Source organism: Leptospira hartskeerlii (genome assembly GCF_002811475.1).
GTDB classification, from domain to species: domain Bacteria; phylum Spirochaetota; class Leptospiria; order Leptospirales; family Leptospiraceae; genus Leptospira_B; species Leptospira_B hartskeerlii.
The window spans coordinates 210,503-231,385 of record NZ_NPDL01000008.1 but is presented as its reverse complement, the minus strand read 5'-3'; the positions used below and the strand labels follow the sequence as shown (position 1 = coordinate 231,385).

The 20,883-nt window shown below is 41.7% G+C and carries 18 protein-coding genes; 12 read left to right on the top strand and 6 right to left on the bottom strand.

Annotation, left to right across the window (positions count from 1 at the left end):
- Window positions 1–134 precede the first annotated feature (134 nt).
- The 3 genes from lon to CH352_RS15545 all read left to right on the top strand — a co-directional run bounded on the left by lon (window position 135) and on the right by CH352_RS15545 (window position 4,433).
- On the top strand, window positions 135–2,576 hold the full coding sequence (gene lon / locus CH352_RS15555; RefSeq protein WP_243396312.1) for an endopeptidase La: 2,442 nt from the start codon (window positions 135–137) through the stop codon (window positions 2,574–2,576).
- Between the two features lie 96 nt (window positions 2,577–2,672).
- Window positions 2,673–3,788, top strand: coding sequence for a DegT/DnrJ/EryC1/StrS aminotransferase family protein (locus tag CH352_RS15550; RefSeq protein ID WP_100706636.1), 1,116 nt, complete (start codon window positions 2,673–2,675; stop codon window positions 3,786–3,788).
- Window positions 3,789–3,965: 177 nt separating this feature from the next.
- On the top strand, window positions 3,966–4,433 hold the full coding sequence (locus tag CH352_RS15545) for a Dps family protein (RefSeq protein ID WP_016543993.1): 468 nt from the start codon (window positions 3,966–3,968) through the stop codon (window positions 4,431–4,433).
- A gap of 106 nt (window positions 4,434–4,539) precedes the next feature.
- Here CH352_RS15545 and CH352_RS15540 read toward each other — a convergent pair whose 3' ends face one another.
- The gene (locus CH352_RS15540; RefSeq protein ID WP_100706637.1) at window positions 4,540–6,843 is read right to left on the bottom strand and encodes a hypothetical protein; all 2,304 of its coding nucleotides are present in this window, start codon (window positions 6,841–6,843) and stop codon (window positions 4,540–4,542) included.
- A gap of 324 nt (window positions 6,844–7,167) precedes the next feature.
- Here CH352_RS15540 and CH352_RS15535 point away from each other — a divergent pair, with 324 nt between their 5' ends.
- On the top strand, window positions 7,168–8,379 hold the full coding sequence (locus tag CH352_RS15535; protein ID WP_100706638.1) for a helix-turn-helix domain-containing protein: 1,212 nt from the start codon (window positions 7,168–7,170) through the stop codon (window positions 8,377–8,379).
- Here the strand turns inward: CH352_RS15535 and CH352_RS15530 are convergent.
- Together CH352_RS15530 and CH352_RS15525 are read right to left on the bottom strand one after the other, a co-directional pair.
- A complete protein-coding gene (locus CH352_RS15530) occupies window positions 8,360–9,694 on the bottom strand; it encodes a peptidoglycan recognition protein family protein (RefSeq protein WP_100706639.1) in 1,335 nt (444 codons plus the stop codon). The two genes, CH352_RS15535 and CH352_RS15530, sit on opposite strands and share 20 nt — an antisense overlap.
- On the bottom strand, window positions 9,688–10,266 hold the full coding sequence (locus tag CH352_RS15525; RefSeq protein WP_100706640.1) for a hypothetical protein: 579 nt from the start codon (window positions 10,264–10,266) through the stop codon (window positions 9,688–9,690). The genes CH352_RS15530 and CH352_RS15525 overlap by 7 nt, the downstream gene beginning before the upstream one ends.
- 76 nt (window positions 10,267–10,342) lie before the next feature.
- On the opposite strand from CH352_RS15525, the gene CH352_RS19065 reads away from it, so the two are divergent.
- Entirely contained in the window at window positions 10,343–10,510 is a 168-nt protein-coding gene (locus CH352_RS19065) for a hypothetical protein (protein ID WP_165780175.1), read from the top strand.
- Here CH352_RS19065 and CH352_RS15520 read toward each other — a convergent pair.
- Entirely contained in the window at window positions 10,507–11,310 is an 804-nt protein-coding gene (locus tag CH352_RS15520; RefSeq protein ID WP_100706641.1) for a tetratricopeptide repeat protein, read from the bottom strand. The two genes, CH352_RS19065 and CH352_RS15520, sit on opposite strands and share 4 nt — an antisense overlap.
- 47 nt (window positions 11,311–11,357) lie before the next feature.
- Here CH352_RS15520 and ribH point away from each other — a divergent pair, with 47 nt between their 5' ends.
- Genes ribH through CH352_RS15495 form a run of 5 tightly spaced genes read left to right on the top strand, consistent with a single transcriptional unit; the run spans window position 11,358 to window position 16,334 of the window.
- Window positions 11,358–11,819, top strand: a complete 462-nt coding sequence (gene ribH / locus CH352_RS15515; protein ID WP_100706642.1) for a 6,7-dimethyl-8-ribityllumazine synthase — start codon at window positions 11,358–11,360, stop codon at window positions 11,817–11,819.
- A gap of 3 nt (window positions 11,820–11,822) precedes the next feature.
- Window positions 11,823–12,287, top strand: a complete 465-nt coding sequence (gene nusB / locus CH352_RS15510; protein WP_100706643.1) for a transcription antitermination factor NusB — start codon at window positions 11,823–11,825, stop codon at window positions 12,285–12,287.
- On the top strand, window positions 12,235–14,307 hold the full coding sequence (locus tag CH352_RS15505; RefSeq protein WP_165780176.1) for a tetratricopeptide repeat protein: 2,073 nt from the start codon (window positions 12,235–12,237) through the stop codon (window positions 14,305–14,307). The genes nusB and CH352_RS15505 overlap by 53 nt, the downstream gene beginning before the upstream one ends.
- 20 nt (window positions 14,308–14,327) lie before the next feature.
- Window positions 14,328–15,644, top strand: a complete 1,317-nt coding sequence (locus CH352_RS15500; protein WP_207766684.1) for a HEAT repeat domain-containing protein — start codon at window positions 14,328–14,330, stop codon at window positions 15,642–15,644.
- Between the two features lie 51 nt (window positions 15,645–15,695).
- Window positions 15,696–16,334 (top strand): hypothetical protein, encoded by a 639-nt coding sequence (locus tag CH352_RS15495; protein WP_100706645.1) that lies wholly within the window; start codon window positions 15,696–15,698, stop codon window positions 16,332–16,334.
- Window positions 16,335–16,368: 34 nt separating this feature from the next.
- On the opposite strand, the gene CH352_RS15490 is transcribed toward CH352_RS15495, so the two are convergent.
- Window positions 16,369–17,010 carry a hypothetical protein gene (locus tag CH352_RS15490; protein ID WP_100706646.1) on the bottom strand — a complete coding sequence of 214 codons (642 nt, stop codon included), beginning with the start codon at window positions 17,008–17,010 and terminating at the stop codon, window positions 16,369–16,371.
- Entirely contained in the window at window positions 16,982–17,626 is a 645-nt protein-coding gene (locus tag CH352_RS15485) for a J domain-containing protein (RefSeq protein WP_100706647.1), read from the bottom strand. Before CH352_RS15485 ends, CH352_RS15490 begins: the two co-directional genes overlap by 29 nt.
- A gap of 113 nt (window positions 17,627–17,739) precedes the next feature.
- Here CH352_RS15485 and miaB point away from each other — a divergent pair, with 113 nt between their 5' ends.
- Together miaB and CH352_RS15475 are read left to right on the top strand one after the other, a co-directional pair.
- Window positions 17,740–19,089, top strand: a complete 1,350-nt coding sequence (gene miaB / locus CH352_RS15480) for a tRNA (N6-isopentenyl adenosine(37)-C2)-methylthiotransferase MiaB (protein ID WP_100706648.1) — start codon at window positions 17,740–17,742, stop codon at window positions 19,087–19,089.
- The gene (locus tag CH352_RS15475; RefSeq protein WP_100706649.1) at window positions 19,086–20,855 is read left to right on the top strand and encodes an LptF/LptG family permease; all 1,770 of its coding nucleotides are present in this window, start codon (window positions 19,086–19,088) and stop codon (window positions 20,853–20,855) included. Before miaB ends, CH352_RS15475 begins: the two co-directional genes overlap by 4 nt.
- Window positions 20,856–20,883: the final 28 nt, after the last annotated feature.

Here is a 20,883-nt window from a genome sequence, read left to right as displayed (position 1 = left end):
CAGATCTCTAAAGATTCAAGTCCTTTTCCTTTTCGAAGAAAAAGAATGATTTGAGTAATAGAAGCAAACCCAAAAACTGGAATCGGTCCGATTATTTTTTAAACCGAAGGTGAAACGTGGATCTTTTTGATAATATGGGCGAAGTTGAAGGAAGTATCATACCGGTAGATTCCATACTTCCTCCCGAATTATTCTTGGTGCCTATTAAAACCAGACCGGTATTTCCCGGGATCATCACCCCACTTATTGTTCCGGGGGGAAAATTTGCAAAGGCTGTGGACGAGGTCTTAAAGGGTAATTCTTTCATTGGGCTTGTTCTTCTTAAAGATGAGGAGAATGAAAAGAAAACGGAAGAGAATATTTACGATTTTGGTGTAGTAGCAAAGATCTTGAAGAAGGTGAATCTTCCTGACGGCGCCGTAAATATTCTGATCAATACTGTTCGCAGATTTAAGGTAGAATCTTTTTCTTCCGTAGAACCTTTATTAATTTCTAAAGTAACCTATCCGGAAGAAGAACCTGGAGCTTCTAAAAATACGATCAAGGCCATGATGAGGACCTTGCTTATTATGACCAGGGAGCTTGCACAAAATAATCCTCTTTTTACCGAAGAAATGAAACTTACCATGCTGAATGTAAACGAGCCGGGTAAGATGGCGGATTTCGTATGCAGTATTTTGAATATAGAAAAAGAAGATTATCAATCCGTAATAGAATCGGTAAATTTGAAGGATCGGATCGAAAAAGTCCTGCTCTATTTGAAAAAGGAAATTGATCTTGTTAGCCTCCAGAGAGAGATCCAGGAGAATATCCAGGACAAAATCGATAAACAGCAAAGACAATTTTTTCTAAGAGAACAGTTGAAGGCCATTCAGGCTGAACTTGGTCAGAAAGAAGGTAAATACGAGAAGAAATACGAAAAATTCTTAGAGAAACTAAAAGCTATTCCTGCAGATCCGGAAGTGATCGAAGAAGTGGAACGTGAAATGGAAAAGTTTTCCTATACGGACCAGAATACCGCGGATTATAACGTTATTCGAAATTATTTGGATATTATGGAAAGTCTTCCTTGGGAGGCTGCTCCTGCCAGAGAGATCGATCTAGAAAAAGCCAGAAAAACTTTGGATCGAGATCATTATAAACTGGATGATGTAAAGGAAAGGATCTTAGAATTTTTGGCGGTGAAGAAGTTGAAGCCGACCGAAAAGGGTTCCATTCTTCTTTTGGTTGGACCACCCGGGGTCGGAAAAACTTCTATCGCTAAATCTATCGCGGAGGCCATGGGCAGAAAGTTTTTTAGATTTTCCGTCGGCGGAATGAGAGATGAGGCCGAGATCAAAGGACATCGTAGGACTTATATCGGCGCGATGCCGGGCAAGATCATCACTGCATTAAGAATTACTAAAGAAAAAGATTCTGTAATCCTTTTGGATGAAATAGACAAGCTTGGCCTCGGAATGCAGGGAGATCCTGCGGCTGCACTTTTGGAAGTATTGGATCCGGAGCAGAATAAAACATTTAGAGATCATTATCTGGATCTTCCTTTCGATCTTTCTTCAGTATTCTTTATTGCTACGGCAAACACATTGGATTCTATTAGTAGAATACTTTTAGATCGTATGGAAGTGATCAATCTTTCCGGTTATATCACGGATGAAAAGGTCCAAATCTTCAATAAACATTTATGGAAGAAGGTCCTGGAGAAAAACGGAATAGAACCATACGGGATCCAAATAGACAAAAAGGCCGTTGTCACTCTAATAGATCATTATTCCAGAGAGTCGGGAGTGAGAGGTCTGGAAAAACAATCCGATAAGCTGGCAAGAAAACTCGCACTTCAAATCGTAAAAGGAGAATCTTATCCGAAACATATCGAGCCTTCCGATGTGGAAAAACTTTTAGGAGTTCCTAAATACGTGGATGATAGGATGACCAAACCTACGGTTCCCGGAACTGCTTTGGGACTAGCTTGGACTTCCGTAGGAGGAGCAACATTACTTATCGAGGCGGTATTCGTAAAAGGAAAAGGTGGGATCCTTCTGACCGGGATGATCGGAAAATCGATGGAAGAATCTTCCAGTATTGCTCTTAGCTATATTAAGAATTTCTTAGGTAGTGAGGAATTGTTCACGGAAAAAACGATCCATCTTCATGTTCCTGATGGCGCCACTCCAAAAGACGGGCCGAGTGCCGGGATCACAATGGCGACTACCATTCTTTCTTTAGTGCTGAATAAAAGGATCAAACTTGGATTCGGTATGACCGGCGAATTGACTCTGACCGGAGAAGTTTTAGCGATCGGCGGTCTAAGGGAGAAAGTCGTGGCTGCAAAAAGAGTCGGAGTCCATAAGATCATATTTCCTTCCGACAACAAACCTCAGTTAGACGAAATACCGGACTATGTTAAGAAGGGAATGGAATTCTATCCTGTTACTAAATTTGAAGAGGTTGCTAAAATTCTATTCGAGCCGAAAACGATCGAGGGAATTTTGAAACCTAAAACGGAACAGGTCGCAGTTGCAAAGAATACAAAACCTTCTCCAAAGAAGAGGGCGGCTTCTCGTAAGAAGAAGTAAATCTTCCGTATTTGGCCCTTTATGGCGGGTCCTTAAGTAGATCAAAATAATTTGCTTTTTAGGACCCGTTTCCGACCCTGTTCGGAGGAGACCATAATGGGCGTACCTTTCATAGATATTAAAAGATTCGAGCCGGGATTACTAGAAGCTTGGGAAGATAAAGTAAAAACTCTCAGCAAGAACGCCTCCTTTATCGGAGGAGAAGAAGTCGCATTATTAGAAAAAAATCTGGCAACAGCCGCCGGGACCAAATATTCGATCGCATGTGCGAACGGAACTGACGCGCTTCAATTGGCGCTGAGAGCCTTAGGAGTAGGAAAGGGAGACAAGGTATTAGTTCCAGACTCTACCTTCTGGGCAACATTCGAATCGGTAGTAAACGTAGGCGCTGATCCTGCTACAGTAGATACAAATCCGGACGATCTACAAATGGATTTCGAAGAATTCAAAAAAGCGCTCGAAGAGGTAAAACCGAAAGCAGCGATCATCGTTCACCTTTACGGTTGGGGAAGTTCTAAGTTAGAAGACTACCGCAAACTTTGTAAAGAAAAGGGAGTTTTCTTATTAGAAGACGGTGCACAATCATTCGGAGTTTTATACAAGGGAAAACCTGTCTACCAAGATGCATTGATCACTACTACTTCTTTCTATCCTGCGAAAGTTTTAGGTGGGGCAGGAGATGGCGGAGCAGTATTCACAAACGACGAAGAGCTTGCAAACAAAGTAAGGATGCTCGGAAACCACGGAAGAACTTCACATTACGGTTACGGAGATGTTGGCTGGAATTCCAGAATGGATACCCTGCAAGCTGCATTCTTAAATTTGAATATTCCATACTTAGATGCAAGAATCGTATCCCGCAGAAAAGCTGCTGAAAAATATTACCAAGCGCTTCCAGGTCTAGGAGTGAATGTAATCCATCCTCCAAAAGACTTTCAAGAAAACGGATATTGTAACGTTACTCTTTTTGATCCTACAGAAAGACCTAAAATCCAAGAAGTCCTAAAATCGAAAGGGATCGGTTTCGCGGTGATCTATCCAGGAGCAATGAGCGATCAGCCTGGAGCAAAACCTTACATCGTAGGTAAATTCGGAAAAGAACATAGAACCGGCAGGATCTGTGATTCAATATTAAATTTTCCTTTATTTCCTTATATGACTGATTCCGAGCTGGAAGAGGTTTTTGCCGCGATCAAGGAATACAAAAAGTAAGATCTTTTAGATCAGCTGAAAGATAGAAAAAGGCCGCCGGAAACAGCGGCCTTTTCATTTTCTTTCTCGCCAAAATCCGGAAAAAATCATAATTATTCCGAAAGAAATTAGATTGCCACTGTCTAAGATTTAAGTTTAGAATGATTCTAAATTAACCAAACTTGAAAGGAGATAAGTATGAAACCGAATATAGGGATCCCGGAGAAGGATAGAGAGGCCATCAACCAGGGCCTGCAAAAACTTTTAGCAGATACGTATTTTTTATATTTAAAAACTCATAACTATCATTGGAACGTTACCGGACCTTTATTTAATACATTACATTTGATGTTTATGACCCAATACACAGAGCTTTGGAACGCTTTGGATCTGGTGGCGGAAAGAATTCGCTCTCTTGGTTATCCGGCGCCTGGAACTTACAAAGCTTTCTCTTCTTTAACTTCTTTAAAAGAAGAAGACGGAGTTCCTAAAGCGGAAGATATGCTTAAAAATCTTGTAGAAGGACATGAAGCAGTTATCAGAACTGCGAGAGCAATACTTCCATCTGCGGATTCAGGCGGGGACGAGGTGACAACAGACCTTCTTACCCAAAGATTGGAGATCCATGAAAAGACTGCTTGGATGCTTAGGAGTATGCTGGAGTAGAATTTTAGAATATTCTGAAAAACAAATATTTCGGGGAGAATTCCCCGAAATAAAAACCCGGAGAGATCGACCTGGTATTCGATCTTTCTCCCCGGGTCGTAGAGAGTTAGAGAGTGAGGATATACTCCACTAGATCATCCACCTCAGAAGCAGAGGCAGAACACCATGGGTGAGGAGCTGCCGGCATTCCGATTGGCTGGGACGTTCCCAACTCTTGAACGCCGTATTCTCTTCTCATCTTCTGGTAATCCCAATAATAATAATCCGGATCCCAAGGAACAGTTACGAAATATTTATGTCTTTCGATGAATCTGTTTCTTTTTGTCCCTGTATCATTATTAGGAGATTTGAATGCTCTGAAAACGTCCGACTTTCTGTTTTGAGAAGGATAAGGTTCCGGATGGTCCGGTCCACCTAAAGCAGGAGACGCAGGAGCGTGAAGAGTGTAATACTGATTATAAAGAGCAGATCCTTCCGTGCATCGAGCAGGATTGACCAGATCTTCTAAGTTACGAACGTGACCGTCGCTCAATAAACCTCTATGCTGTACCCAATACATGTCTCTTAAGAAAGTCGCACGAATAGATTGTAGAGCCTTTTGATAGATAGTAGGAGCGAAAAATCTTCCCACTTCGTTCAGTTTGAACATCTTCTCGTTCGAGTTCAAACCTACTTTATCATTATGACAAGACCCACAATCTCTTTGGTAAGTAGCCTTTCCTCTTGCAACTGCAGCAGCAATACCAGGTTGGTTCTCCCATCCAGCTTGGACGAAAGCTCCTTCTCCTGAATCTGCGCCAGCTTGAGCGATCAGTTTACCTCTGGATTTTAACCAGCGATACATTCCGACTTGTCTGAGGGCTTTATCATTTTGGTCCAGCTTAGTCATATAAGCGGTAAGAGCTTGCAGTTCTTTCGCATACATTGAGCCTGTTGCTCCATCTGGTTCTTCAGAATGGATATAAGAACCTTCGAATCCAACATATGACTCAGAGTGAGAAAGAGATCTTCTGACTCCCATGTAATTGGTAACGTTCGGAATTGCGATCGGAGAGAACTCATAATCGTTATCAGTTTCGCTACCTTCTCCTTTGATACGGATCAAAGCATGTTCACCGGCGCCTTGAGGCATTGCGTAGATGAGCATCGTTTTATCCACGTCTTTGGCAGAAGAATCGAAACTTGGTCCCGGTTCATTCTCCTTGATCCCTTTAAAATCTCCTAATAGAGACCATTTCATGGACCATTTTGGGTTAGGAAGTCCAGGAATTACTTTAGTTACAGTGTTTCCAGGAGAAGCTTCATAGGTGATCTTATAACCGTGGCAAGAAGCACAGTTGAATCCGATCCATTCTCCATTGCCTGTATATGGATGAGATGCTTCCGCATATCTATATCCTGCCCAACCGCTATTCTTGGTATTCCCTTTGAATTTTTGATCTGCTCCCAAAAACCCTGGAATTGGAGTCGGTTGCGGATAACGGTCAAAGTAAACGTTATCAATCGCTGCAGAAGGAACTTGGCCTGCAACTGTTTGATAAGCTCCGAACAGAAGAAGTGGGTCCGCAGTGTATCCGGTTACCGGATCTGTTGCTTGGTATGCGAAAATTTTCTTCCAATCAAGATTTCGGATCGCGTGAGCCACTCCGATATTGAAGTCATAAGACCAGAATATTTTTTCGCCCAGTGCGAGAATGGAAGAGAATCCAGGGTTGTTCACGTTTACTTGTAAAGGAGTAGTTCCTTTTGCATCACTTAGGATAGAAACAACATCGCATTTATGTTTGAAGTCTTCGTCGGTGACTCTTCTAGTTTGGGCATCAATCACGTTATGCGGTTGTCCCGGATGAAGTAAAGAGTCGTTATATCCGACCCTTTTTTGGATCTGAACGACTAAAGGTCCTGAGGTTGTATGTTCTGGAACTTTAAATTGGATCTGATTGTCGGTCCAAGCAAGAATATACTTGCTCCAACTATCCAAAGATTCGTTCACTTCGAAGTTCACCTGTTTGGTGATGTCCAGTCTCTGTTCGAACATTTTCAGATCGGTTTCCAGAATTCTGGTGTTACCTATCATAATTTTAGAAAAGTCGATTTCTGGTCCAGATCCGAAACCTGTTCCTCTAAGTGTGATGGTTTGGCCCGGGCTGAGAGTAGGAGTTGGGAACGCCGGCCCATCCGTTACATCCTGCCATACAAGATTTCCATTTACCAACACTGATTGTAGTACCGGCTCCGGGAAAGAAGATGCGGACACTGCGCGAATTCCTTCTCGGATCGGATCAAATTTACATACTTCTTCCTGGTTGGGGAATTCTGTAAAAATTCCTACGGGGCAACCCGCAGCTAACACAGCCATCCCTAACAAGGCGTACCGCAAATAACGTTTTGCGGCACGTATTCTTTGCATTTCCATTTTTCCGCTCCCTAGTCCGGAATGCGAAAATCCCGGATCAGTTCTGGCAAAGAAGAATACTCCATAATAAAAATTAGGTCGTCCGAGCCACGGAATTCGAACGTTCGAGTTTCATTATTCGAACAGTTGTGTAAAAATCAAGATTTGGAAAATAAGTAAAATATAAGAGAAGAGGGGATTTGATTTCTGAAAAGGAAGGAAAATGCAAGTGTTCGAAATAAAAATTTTTCACTTATTTTATTGGATCTCAAATCGTTCTATGATTCGTTTCAGATGAGAACACTTGACAAGCCTAGGGATTTTCTTAATATACCGCCTATGTTAAATCCCGAAGTGGTAACTCCTATATTCTACTTCGGAAGTGGCCTTTCCTTTTTATTGGTGGTCCAAAAGTTAATTCCACCTATAAAACGCAGAGAAGACAGGATTGGAGCCCTTCTGTTTCTTTCGTTGGGGATCATACTATTTACAGTTGCGAATGTGGTCTTGGAAATAGACAGGACTTATCCACATGCAATCTTCTTATTACTCACTTCTTTTTCGGCTATCGGACCCTTATCTTTACTATATACGCATTCTTTGATATACCCAAACCAGACTTTGTACAGGGACATTCGACTTCACTTTCTTGTGCCTGGTCTTTTTTTACTAGGCGAGATGCTTTTTTTTGGAAGGCCTTGGGATTCCATCATCTCCGACCTGGGAGACTTTAGAAATATTAGATATAAACATTATCTTTCTTGGGGTTTTTTTCTAACAACAGCACTCACTACTGCCTACTTCGGATTTAGATATAGAATGTTATTAACTGTGTTCTCAATCCCGGAGCTAAAGTCGCAGATAAGATTCATTTTTATTCTGGCGACCATCACCGTATTTGCAATGTATTCTCTGGTCTTCGGGTTTATGTTCGGCCTGGATATTTTATTCAGAGTGGGCGGACTTCTTGTGACTGGGATTGTGACCCTTCTATTCTTGGCTCCTTCCAGATATCCGGATTTTTTTGCTCCTTTGACTAGAGAAGTAAGAAAGAAGAAGTATGAAAAATCTCTTCTGATCGGTTTGGATCTAAATCTGTTAGAACTTAGGATCCAAGAATTGATGAGAGAAGATAAACTGTATCGAGATCCGGAGCTGACTCTTCATTCTTTATCGGAAGACTTGGGTATCAAACCATATCAGCTGACTGAATTTTTAAATGAGCATCTACAAACCGGGTTTCATAACTATATCAACGGTTTCAGGATAGAAGAAGCGGTCAATCTTCTGGAAGAAAAGCCGGATCAGGATATTCTTTCCATCTGCTATTTTGTGGGATTCAATTCCAAATCCTCTTTTAATGATGCTTTTCGTAAGGTTACGGGTAAAACGCCTACACAACTTCGTCAGAAGAAGTCGGATATTCCTGAAAAACATACTGCTCGCACAGGAGTCCCTCCTTTGGGAAAAGGATTAGGTGGTATGGTGGAGCTTGGAGATTCAGATCGAATTTCTGTGAAAAATCGTCCGATCAAGGCTGAAAATCGGTAAAGAGAAGGATCCATTCTTCTCCAGTTCTATCGTACCAATCTTTTTCCGAATAATAAGTACCACCTAAGGTCTCTATTACTTTTTTCATATATGGTTCGCCCGGATCGAAATCCTGCGCATCCAAAAAGATAGAGCCTCCCCATTTTTTCTTTGCCTGAGTATGGGAGAATACACCTTTCAAAGATTCTATCCTTTGGTTATTCAAAGGGATCTGGTATTTTTGGCAGAGTTCGTATACAAGTTTGGAAACCGCAGCAGTCTGTGCAGGATTTGCAAGTAACATCTCGGTATCCTTTCCTACAATCTCTATTTGAAAACAATTTCGATTCGTGCCTGTAGCGGCTGCAGCCATATGAAGTGGAGAATCCAATAGTTGGTAGATCTTACCGTCTTTGTCCGCAAGGAATGTGGCTGCTAAATTCCGTTTTTCTAATACTCTTAGAGTTCCATCATAATCGTTGATCGCGGTGAAATGTAATACAACACAGTCGGCTGTGATTGCCCCTCTATAATTGTATTTGATCCTTTTTTCTTCCGGAAGAAGTCCGTCTGCAGTTTTTTCGATATTCTCTAATTCCGCTTTTGGAGTAGGAGTGACACTTCTGCCTTTATCGTAGCTCGGCTCCTTGATCTCTCCGTTTTGTCCCACAAAAGGTTTTTCTTTTCGGAGAACCCATTCTCCGTATCTATCCTTCCAATCCATTTCTGAGAAGTAGGAACCTTTTAATTCTTCGAGTAGTGCTTTTAGGACATTCTCATTTCCGCAATCGCTTCCATTCAAGAAGCCGCCGAATTTCTTTTTGGCCTGACTATGTGTGAATATTCCGGAACGGGAGCCCACGTCGAAATTTGTAACCGGGATCCCGAATTCTTGGGATGTCTTGGCAATTGCGTAAAGTAAAGATTTTTTCTGAATAGGGCGTTTGAGTATATCTTCCTTATCTCCTTCCCAAGAAATATGGATCATACCTGCGTCTGTCTTTGGTGCTGCCTTGATGAGCAAAGTTCCTGGATCTTCTACACCGTAGATCTTTCCTTTTTTATCTACGATGTAATGTACTAACCATCCGGAATTTGCACTTTTTGTAATATATTCTTCGCTGGAGAGTCCCTTGGTATGATGGAGCAGTATTCCGCTTACCTTCGTTTTTTTGCGGAGAGTGGAGAGAGAAGTGGCACTTTTATCCTTAGGCAATAGCTGGGAAAGCGGATGGATGGGTGAAGCTAGCTCAGCGATAGAAAAGTTTGTCTCCGGAAGGGAACTGCAACTATATATAATACTGCCGACGAGTAATAGAAGGATAGCTTTCAACATCCTTTCTCCGTTAGTCTCTCTTTTAATAGAGAAAGGTCCGATCTGACTCTTTCTAAAATGGATTTCGCTTTAGTGTGTTTGTTTAGAAGATCTTTATATTCTAAGACTGCGTGACTTTTTTGTTCTTCGAAGTCCGGTTCTAAAGGAAGTGTTTCCAGATCTCGGAGCGATGCCTCGGCATCCGTTCTGATCTTGGTCCAGTTCGCAGTATAAGACGAGTAGATTTCTTTAGGAAGTTTGTCCCTGGAAACTTTGATACGTTCTTCCATCTGAGGAAGGTCTGTCTTTAGGAATTCGCTCAATGCCTGGGAGTCCTGGACTAGTTCTTCTAAAATTCCACTTAAATGTTTTTCAATGGCCTGCCGTTGTGTATGGATTGCCTTTTTGGCTCTCCTGAAAATCCGCAGCATTGCCAAAGCAGAAAGTATCAGAACCGATAGGAAGACCCAGAAGGAAAACTTGGAAATGACCCAACGGAATCCGGGAGAATCGAACCATTCCTGTAAATAGAAGGCGCAAGTCCCTAAGGCCAATAGGATTAAAAATAATACGAGAGCAAGAATTCGCCTCATCTCTTTCTCATTTAGGAAAAGGTTTTCTTTCTGTCAAGGTCAAGACGAACCTTCTTGGAGCCGAAACTAAATAGTGATGGATGCTTCTGCGAAACGTTTCCCTTCTTCCTCCCGCAAATCCGACCCACCTAAAGTCGTAAATCTTGGCTTTTATCGGATCAAAAAGACTCTTAGGGAAGAAGGATTCGAAGTAGTAGAAAAAGCGGACGGCAAGATCACTTTAGTGCTGAGAGTGAAGGATTAAGGTGCAGATTCCTCAATCGTAGGCAGTTCATCCGAAAACTCTTTTGGCTCCGGTTTTTTGGGGACCAAAGTTTCTCCACAACTCTTTCTGATTAATGAATCAATTTTAGATTTTTCGGCAGAGTGGGGAAGTATCCGAAGATAGATCCTATAATTACGAACAGCTCCCGGACAATATCCGTTCTTTAAATATAAACTTCCGAGTAATCTTCTGGCACCTGGGTGAGCTGGTTCATGCTCTATGATCTTTGTGGCGAGCCTCATGGATTTATCAGGATTCGTTTTTGCATTCTTCTTGGATTCGTCCCAAGTTTTTACCAGCTCTTCTTCATATAAATAGTAGAGTTGGTTGTTTCCCATCTCCAATACTCTGAACACGATCGCGTCCTGCGCTCCGCTCTTGCATACTCCGAACCAGATGTCTTCTCCGCTATCCGTCATTTTGTTTCCGCGAACTTTGATTAGATCGCTTCCATCCAAACATCCAGCCATCTCGTATATGTCTCTCATTGCTGCAGGTGAAACAGCGAGTAATACTCTGAGTTGGTTTCCGTATGAGGCGATATCATCTTCCGGCATCGCGTCTTCCGGGTTGATCACATTGGGAGAATCGTTGAATATTCTTAACTTGATGGAGGATTCTAAGACCCAGTCAGGTAGATCTAAACTTTTTATAAATGCGTCTTTTGGTTTCCAAAAAGATCGGATAGTCTCACAGGAAGAAAGGGTGAAAACTTGGACTCCTGCCAGGATCAGGAATATGCAGAATTTGGATTTGGAAGCTTCTTTTCCGGTTGCCACTCAGGGTAACTTGTGTTTTCTCGATATAAGAAGCAACCAGGAAACAAATGCCTCAAGAATTGAAAGCCAAGCTGGACGGAAAGGGACAAAAACATTGTATTGTTGTCTCCCGTTTTAACGAATTCATAGTCGAAAGCCTTTTGAAAGGTTCACTCGAAGGACTCCGCATGACAGGAGTCGAAGATAAAGATATTACTGTGGTAAGGATCCCGGGAGCATACGAACTTCCGATTGTGGTTTCTAAAGCTGCAGAAAGTAAAAAATACGATTCTATCATTTGTTTGGGCGCAGTGATCAGAGGAGCTACCGCTCATTTTGATTTTGTTGCCGGAGAATCTGCAAAAGTAGGTTCTATCGGAGTGCAACATGGCGTGCCTGTGATTTTTGGAGTTTTGACCACAGATACAATTGAGCAGGCCATCGAAAGAGCTGGCACCAAGGCAGGTAACAAGGGTTACGAGGCTGCTCTCACTGCGGTGGAAATGACAAATCTGCTCAAGCTTCTCTAATCTATGTCTTCTTCCAGAAGGAAGTCCCGCGAAATCGCATTAATGGCATTATACCAGTTAGAACTGGTGGATTCCGCCTTGTCGGAGGTCCTAAAGTTCCGTTGGTACGACAAAAAGATAGAAACGGAAGAAAGGGATTTTGCAGTTTCTATCATAAATGGTGTTGTGAAAAACGCGGAAACAATCGATACTCTCATCAAGAAATACTCGAGAAATTGGGATTTTGCTAGAATTTCCCCGGTGAATAAATGTATTCTACGTTTGTCCATTTATGGGTTATTGCATTCCAAGGAAATTCCGCCCAGGGTCACCATCGACGAGGCGGTCGAGTTGACTAAGGAATTTGAAAGCGAGAATTCGGTCCCCTTTATCAATGGGATTTTGGATTCCATCCTTCAGTACGAGACGAACCGATATGGAAAACCCGATCCGCAAGAACCGAATCTTCCTGGAGACGGAAGAACCTAAACCTTCTTACTATTATGGAGACGAACCGGAAGAGTTTCGTCCCAGACGTCATTATAATCCGACTGCATTTGCTTGGGGGGCGCTCGCTGCTTCCCTTCTTCTTTTGATCGGTCTTGCGATTTGGTATTCTTTTTTCAGAGAAGGTCGACCTGGTTTCGGTGCGAATGGAGTTGCAGATGGTAAGTCTCCTCTCATGCCAAAGGGAAGTCTTGCTCAAGAATTACAAAGACCTTATCTTCCGGACGGAACGAACAATCCACTTCTGACCAAGTGTGTTACTTTATATAAACAGAATTATAGAAAGCAATCATTCGATTATTGTACTGAGTTTTTGACAGGGCCTGCTACAAGCCAGGAGAAGTCCTTAGCCTTGACTGTGCTCGGAGTGATCTATGACGAGGACGGAAGATTTCCTCAGGCGATAGATTCTTTACAGAAGGCGATCACTCTGGATGGAAATAATGTATACGCATACTATAATTTAACTTTAGCGTATGCTCATAGCGGCCAAAATTCTGCTGCAAGAAGTACCGCGTTGAAGGCGAGAGAGATTGCGCCTAACGATCCACGTATCGCTCTTATGGCTGGAAATCTTTTCAACGAGATTAACGATCCGGATGCTGCGATTGATGCGTATAAACAGGGACTTTCTTCTTCTCCGGATGATCCTTATTTAACTTATAACCTAGCATTAAGTTATTTTAAAAAAGGAGAGATCCCGCAGGCAGAAGAACATTTCAAACTTGTGGTGATGAGGGCAAGAGGCGGAAAACTCGCAGCACTTTCCAATTCTTATCTGGGAAATATTTCCTATAATAGGGGAGATTATGTTTCCGCAGAACATTATTTTAGAGAAGCGGCAACTATCACTCCTAACGATGCAAAGGCATTATACAATCTTTCTATCGTTTTGAAGAAGAACGGTAAATTAGAAGAATCTGTAAAATATCTGGAACTTGCAAACCAAGCCGGTTCTAACGATCCGGAATTATTTCGATCTATTGCGGAAGGTTTCGAGCAGCTGAATCAAGGAGAGCAATCTATCAATGCACTCCAAAAGGGCCTGAAATATAATCCAAACAATTTGGATCTATTATTCCAACTCGCAGAAACATATTATAATAAAGGGGACCTTCTCGCAGCGGAAGAAACTTACAGAAGGATCGTAGACTCCACTCCAGGAGATAGTTTTACGGAAACTGCTTTATTAAACTTGGGCGTGGTTCTCGACCAAATGGAAAGATATGGAGAAGCAATTACATATCTAAACCGAGTCCTGGATCTAAATCCTAAAAATGCAAAAGCATATTATAATTTAGGCCTTGTATATAAACACACAGGCAATGGCACACAAGCAATCGAGAATTTTCGTAAGTCATCTTATTTGGATCCGGATGATATCAAGCCTAAGGAAGCATTGGGCGATTATTATCTCGAAAACAAATTTTATAGAGAAGCTATCGAAGAATACACTGCACTCTTTAAACAAAAGGAAGATTACTACAAAGTAGCCTTAAAACTTGCGGAAGCATATATGGGCACAGGAGAATCTTCCAGTGCTGAAAAGATATTACTCCAAGTGCTGAATAGATCCAGAAATTCAAATGAGATCAAGCAGGCTCATAAGAAGCTCGCACTTCTATACAATAAATCCAAAGATCCTGATATGAAAAACAGGGCTAAAGACGAAGCATATCGTTCTGCACATATGGATCCGGAAGATTATGAAGGCCGTTTGGTTCTTTCTAAAATTCTATTGGATTCAAACTCGGTTTTGGATCGCGAAAAAGCGATCGAAGAATTGACTGCGATCGTAAGATCAGAAGTAAAACCTAAGACTGCATCTACAGCTTATAATTATCTGGGAGTCGCATTTTACAAGAACGGAGAATATAAAAAGGCGGTTCGTTCCTTCCAAAATGCAATAGACTTAGATCCGTCCAATACGGAAGCTTACGATAATAAGCGTGCCGCGACGGCCGCATTGGAGGATTCCTCCAAGAGGGACGGTCTTTTCTGAAAAGAATTCCATTCTTTTGTCTGGTTCTATTCTTCACTTTCTATTTTAGCGGAAGCATTTTTGCAGAAGAACAAAAGGATCCATTAAAGGAATCCGTTCTTTCCAAAGGAAGATCCCAAGCCAGAGCAATTTCCGAGATCAAATCCAAGAATCGTTTGGATCTGGTAAAAGAACTTCCCAAAATTATTTCAGAGCAGGACGCGAGAGAAGATAGTATCTTCGCTACCCTGGCACTTTTTTCCGAATTAGAAGACTTAGACACTCTTGCTCCAACCTGGGCAAACGAACTCGACAACGTTTTTAAAGCCACTCGAAGCACAGAGATCCAAACTAGGATCTTAGAACTCGCAGATCGAAAAAAAGAAAAAAGACTGATCTATGCGGTGATCGCGGGGCTCACTCATACTGATTTTGAAGTGAGACAATCTTCTTACAGATATGTGCAAGGGATCAAAGATGACAGGGCAATGCCTCATGTTTTGGATCTTGCCGTTTCCAATAATCCGGTATATAGAGAATATTTTTTAGAATCTGCCATCTGGATCAAAGATGAAAGAGTCCAGAATCTGATAGCTAAGTTCGCCACGGATGATATTCCGGCTCTTCGCAGAAGATTTTTTACAGTATTAAATAAAAATAATATTCCTGATAATCGTGGGAATATTCCTCGTATGGCTGCTTCCGACCCGGATGAGGATGTTCGTCTTCACGGTTTGGAGATCTTGAAAAATAGAAAAAGCAGGCAGTATATTTCTCTTTTCTATAAGGGGATCACGGAACCGAATCCTGATCTACGAAAGATCTGCACCGAAGCATTATTTTATCTGAATGATAAACAAGGAGCCAAATCGGTTTCGGAACAATTGGTAAAAGAAACCGTGCCAGGACTGAAGGCTAGATTGATCGATCTACTTTTGGATCTTGGTGCTCACGGAGGCGGGCAGGGATTACTGACCATTTTAGATGGGGATAAGGATCCGGGTCTTCGTTCTCGCGCAGCAGAAGTAATGGGAAAACTAGGATTCAATCCTGGAACGAATGAACTCAAACGTATTTTCGAAAAAGAAAAAGTAAACGAAGTAAAACTTTCTCTCTTAAAGGCATTGGGAGAATTGAAGGATAAAACCTCCGTTCCGGCTCTGATCTCATTTACTTCCAATAATAAAAAAGAATATCTTCCCCTTCGTTTACAGGCGATCGATACTGTTCGGATCATCGGTGATCCTGAATGTTTACCTGCATTATTCGATGCCTACGTGATAGAAAAAACTCCAGAAGTAAAATCCGAAATGGAAAAAGCAGTTCGAGAGATCATTTCTATTAAGGTATCTAAGTAGAAAGCGCTTACTCTTTCGCACAGAAGACACGGAGAGCAAAGAGAATAAGTTATGAAATTCATTCTTCTTTTCTTAATACTTCTCATGTCATCCTGCAAGACGACCTTAGAGCGCAAATATTTACCTGAGACTTCCTGGGATAAAAAGGAAGGAAGAGCGGAGCGATCGAATGGAGAAAGGATCGCTTATGATGTCCGGGTGTGGGAAGTCAGAGGCGAGATCTTAAAGAATATATTAGAAGATCCTAATAATAATACAACTATATCTAAGTCTAAAGAAAGCCTGTTGGAATCGGATCTGGGTTGGGACCCGAAAGGGAAGAGGGTATTCTTAGTAGATATTCGTCCAAATACAATTTATCGTCCTGTGGATACTTTGGGAGAGATCGGGATCCGTTTAGGAGAATGTGAAGGGAAGGATAAGGTTGAATTTCCTTATACTTATTATTTTTTTCCGGTCGAGCAGGGCGGGGAAAGAGACGGTAAGAGTCAGATTACAAAACACAAATTCGAAAATTCTAATCCTTCCTCCTCTCCAACAAAATTGAAACATAAGAATTCATATGAAGAAGAAACCAAAAAGGTTTTGGCCGCATTCCCGGAATCCTGTTTTCAAAAAGGCCCAAATCCATTGGAAGTCCAGATTTTGGGATATGAACTTTTTACATTTAGATTTCTGTTTGATTATTAAAATTGTGTGTTGGAATTCCAACATCGCTTACCAATCAAATATACTGCTTCAGGTATTCTTTCCCTTTCAGATGACTCGGATATAAAATCGGAAATTCGACACCAGTACGTTTTCTCTTTCTGCGGTAAGCCTTACTGGAATCAGTATATACTTCATATTCTGATTCAACTCTAAACAAAAGTTTTTCCCAAAATAGAAAATGATTATCTATGAATTCTTGTCGTACATCTTTTGCTCTAGATGTCAGTGGGCATTTGGTTTGGAATTCTTGCATGAAAACTAGCCCCACTAAAACGCCCCGCGTATCCAAATAAGGTTCTAATGGGAAAGTCCTGCAACTGATCGAGCGGTTCTCTCTTTCACAATGAGCCACTCCCTTACATTCACAAAACGTAATTTTCCTATGATCGTATACTGCGAATTCTTTTTTTTCTTCCCGGGTCATTGGAACATATGCTTTCCATAAGTCCGTTCTTTTGGATAACATTTCATATTCTGCTTTATATAATGCAGGGAGCGCATTGTCTGCTTGGCAACAAACTGGGATCCCTCCGTTGGAAGGAGCACATAAACTTCCGCAGTTGTATTCTGTAACTTCTTCTTGAAGAAGTGAATAATAATATTGTATTTCGTCCTCTGTTAAGGCTTTAGGGTCCGATGTCCGAGACTTCTTCATTCTGCTCTATTTCTCTTTTTTTCTCTCTAAGGGAGATCTCTCTTTCCAGATAGAATATTCGGAACAGCGTATATGCCGTTCCCATAAACGTACAGGAGAACAAGAGTCCCCATCTACGATAGAAAAGGTCGGCGCTTGTGGAGAGCCAGCCGTTTTTCTGGAATACTACAAAAACAAGAGAAGAAATTACCAGTGCGGAAAAGCAGGCTAGAATAAAATATATCGTGGCCCTGAAGATCCAAAGTTTATCTTCTCTCTCGTACTTTAGCATTAGGAATTGTTTGTATAGTCTCTCATATTCCTTGGGTGTGGAAATTTTTTGGACTTCGAAATATTGTTCGAATTCTTCCGGCACACCTTCCGGATCAGGAAGAACCAATTCATAATCCAAGGAGGAATCATAACGTTTTCGTCTGAGAGGATCCGATAGATGATAGTATGCTTCCGCGCCTTCTCTTAATTCTGCATCTTTCCAAGGCACCCAAGAATGTTCTTTTAAATTCTGTACGTATCGATGAAAGGCCTCTTCTACAGCTTTGGAAGAGGCGTCTCTGGAAAGGCCCAATAATACATAATAGTCTGTTTTACGGCTGAGCCCTGTTCCGAATCGATTCATCTGATTTGTCTTTAGAAGAATTCTGATTATGATCCGATACCTGCAGGAAAGGAAACTTTTTTTTAAGGTTTCGAGCGGGTTGACAGGGCCTTTCCTTCTCCAAAACTGGACCTATGAGCGTGCTTGAAGTAGAAAAAAAGACAGGCAAGGTTTATATAGAGACCTATGGCTGCCAGATGAACGAATACGATTCGGGTATCGTGTCCAGTTTGATGCAAGGCGCTCAGTTCGAGACAGTTTCAGATCCGGAACTTTCCGACGTTATTTTCTTAAATACATGTGCGATCCGAGAGAATGCTCATGCAAAAATTTACGCCAGGCTCCAAGGCCTTGGATATCTGAAAAAAAGAAATCCGGACCTCGTCATCGGTGTTCTCGGATGTATGGCCCAAAACCTGGGTGATGATCTATTTCATCAGGAATTACCTTTGGATTTGGTTGTTGGTCCTGATAATTATAGAACTCTTCCTGAACTCATCCAAACAATTCGTTCCGATAAACAACCTGTTTCTTTGACCCGTCTTTCTAAGATCGAAACGTATGATGAGATTGAGCCTAGAGTTGTAAACGGCATCCAAGCATTCGTCACGATCATGAGAGGCTGCAATAATTTTTGCACATTCTGCGTGGTCCCTTATACAAGAGGAAGAGAGAGAAGTAGAGATCCTCATTCTATTGTAAGAGAAACTCGTGATCTTGTTGCGCAAGGCGTAAAACAACTTACTTTGCTTGGACAGAATGTGAACTCTTATAAGTCGGAAGGCGTCGATTTTGCAGGACTTGTGCGACTTCTATTAGAAGAAACTGATATAGAGAGAATTCGTTTTACTTCTCCTCACCCGAAAGATTTTCCAATGCATCTTTTGGAACTTATGGCTGAGAATCCTAGATTCTGTCCAAATATTCATCTTCCATTACAGTCTGGGAATACGGATGTGTTGGAGAATATGAAAAGAACTTATTCCAAAGAGGAATTTTTGGAAGTAGTGGATCAGATCAAAACGATTGTTCCAAATGTTGGACTTACAACGGATATTATCGTAGGTTTTCCCGGAGAAACGGAAGAGCAGTTCGAAGATACGTTGGACATGGTCCGCAAAGTTGGCTTCGATATGGCATTCATGTTCAAGTATTCTGAGAGAGAAGGTACGATCGCGCAAAAAAGATATCCGGACGATGTGCCTGAAGAAGTGAAAGGAGAACGTCTCACTAAGTTAGTCGATCTTCAGACTTCTATTTCTGCGGAGCAGAATAAATCAAGGATCGGCAAAACTTTTCCGATCTTAGTGGAAGGTGCATCTAAAAAATCTTCCAAAGAAGCATGCGGCCGCACTCCTTGTGGAAGAATGACCGTTTTCAAATTACCGGAGAATGTTAATGTTGATTCTCTGATCGGAAAAACTGTCTCCGTTAAGATCAATTTCGCCACAAGTGCTACTCTCAAAGGAGAGGTGATAGAGTGAAGAAGAACTCCCGTGCTTCGGGAGGCGATTCCTCTCCTAAAAAAAAGTCCAAGGCAGTGCACCGGACTGATACCACAGGTTTCGGAACAGAAGCCGCCGGAAAAGTATCGGAAGGAAAAGACCTTCGCTCGGTAAGGGTACATAACGTTTCAGACCTTCCTCCTGGCTTTTTTGTCCATACAGATAGAGAGAAGTTTTGGAGATGGCTTCCAATTTTGGATCGTTATATTCTTTCTGAAATTGTCCCTTCCTTCTTCGTAGCACTTTTATTTTTCACAAGTATCTATATGGCCATCGCTCTTAAAAGTATGATCGGCCTTTTTGTGGGCAAGGGTGTGGATCCTTTTCGACTTTTGGATTACTTCGGATATCTATTGGGGAATATTCTTCCTACAACTGCGCCTCTTGCATGTTTGATGAGTGGCGTGATGGCAGCGGGAAGACTTTCAGGCGATTCGGAGATCACTGCGATACGTTCTGCAGGTATAGGATTTTCCCGAATTTACGTAGTGTTTGTAGGGTTCGGGGTATTCTTAGCTGCTATCGTTGCATACCTCTGCTTCTACCTTTCTCCTATTAATACGCGAAAAATGACTGAGTTCAATAAATGGGTTTTGGCTTATAATCCTCTACTTGCTTTAACTCCTGGACAGTTTGCTGGAGACCAAGTGCAGAATGCGGGCTCCGAAAAAGCGATCGCGATGTATACGGAAGGTGTGAACGCTAAAACGGGAGAACTTTCGGGAGTTCAGATCCGTGAGTGGACTGTGTTTATTCCACAGAACCAAGATCCACTTCTTCTTTCTATGGGGGCTGCGAGTCGTCCCGTTCAATTAGGAGAATCTTATATTACACAGATCATATCCGCTAAAAAAGGAACGTTAGTCGAGAAGAAGGGGCCTGACGGTGAATTCGAAAAATCCATCCGATTGAAGGATGCTTGGATACTAGAATGGGACAGGGCCAAGCATCAGTTCTCGGTCGGAGATCTTCGAAAAGGGGAGATGGATTATAATATTCCAAAAACGGAAGAGAAAAAAAGCTTAGTCATCAATGTAGATCCAGGTTCTTTCACCCTTTTGACCTTGATCGATATCAGAAATAATATTAAAGCGGGAAGATTGGAAAAGATCCCTGGACTCGAAATTTTGCAAGAGATGGGAATACCTTCTGACGGATCTGAAAATTTAAAAGACAGAGTTCTGCGGTTGCAATTGGAATTGCCGAATATCATGAATGATCCTACAATCTCGGATGCTCAGAAATCTCAAAGCGTTACAATCGTTCTTCAGCTGACTACTTTATTAAAAGAAGCTAAGAAAAGGGTCTCTCAGTTCGATGTAGAGATCCAAAGAAGATATGCAATTCCTGTTTCTTGTATTATTTTTTCCTTGGTGTCCTTGCCTTTAGGTCTCGTAGTAAAACGTTCCGGAAAAGGGATGAGTTTTACCATGGCTGTGGTTTTGATCATCGTGTATTGGGCACTTTTCACATTTGGATCGAATATTTCTGAAAATTCTAAGTTCCCGGTTTGGCTGGGACCTTGGAGTGGAAACATCGCAATAGCAATCATTGGCTCAGTAGTTATGTTAAAACGAACCGATATGCGTTTTCCGCCAGCTGTAGTAAATTTCTTTCAGATCCTCGCTAAATTCTTTTCCCCCGTTGCCCGCGTTTTTGCCCGGATAGAAGGACCCCTTTCTTCCCTAAAAACAAAATTGACAGAGGGACTCAAAAAATTATCCTTATGGAGAAATCGATACTGATTTCCGTTTTTTAGAAGGACGGGATCGG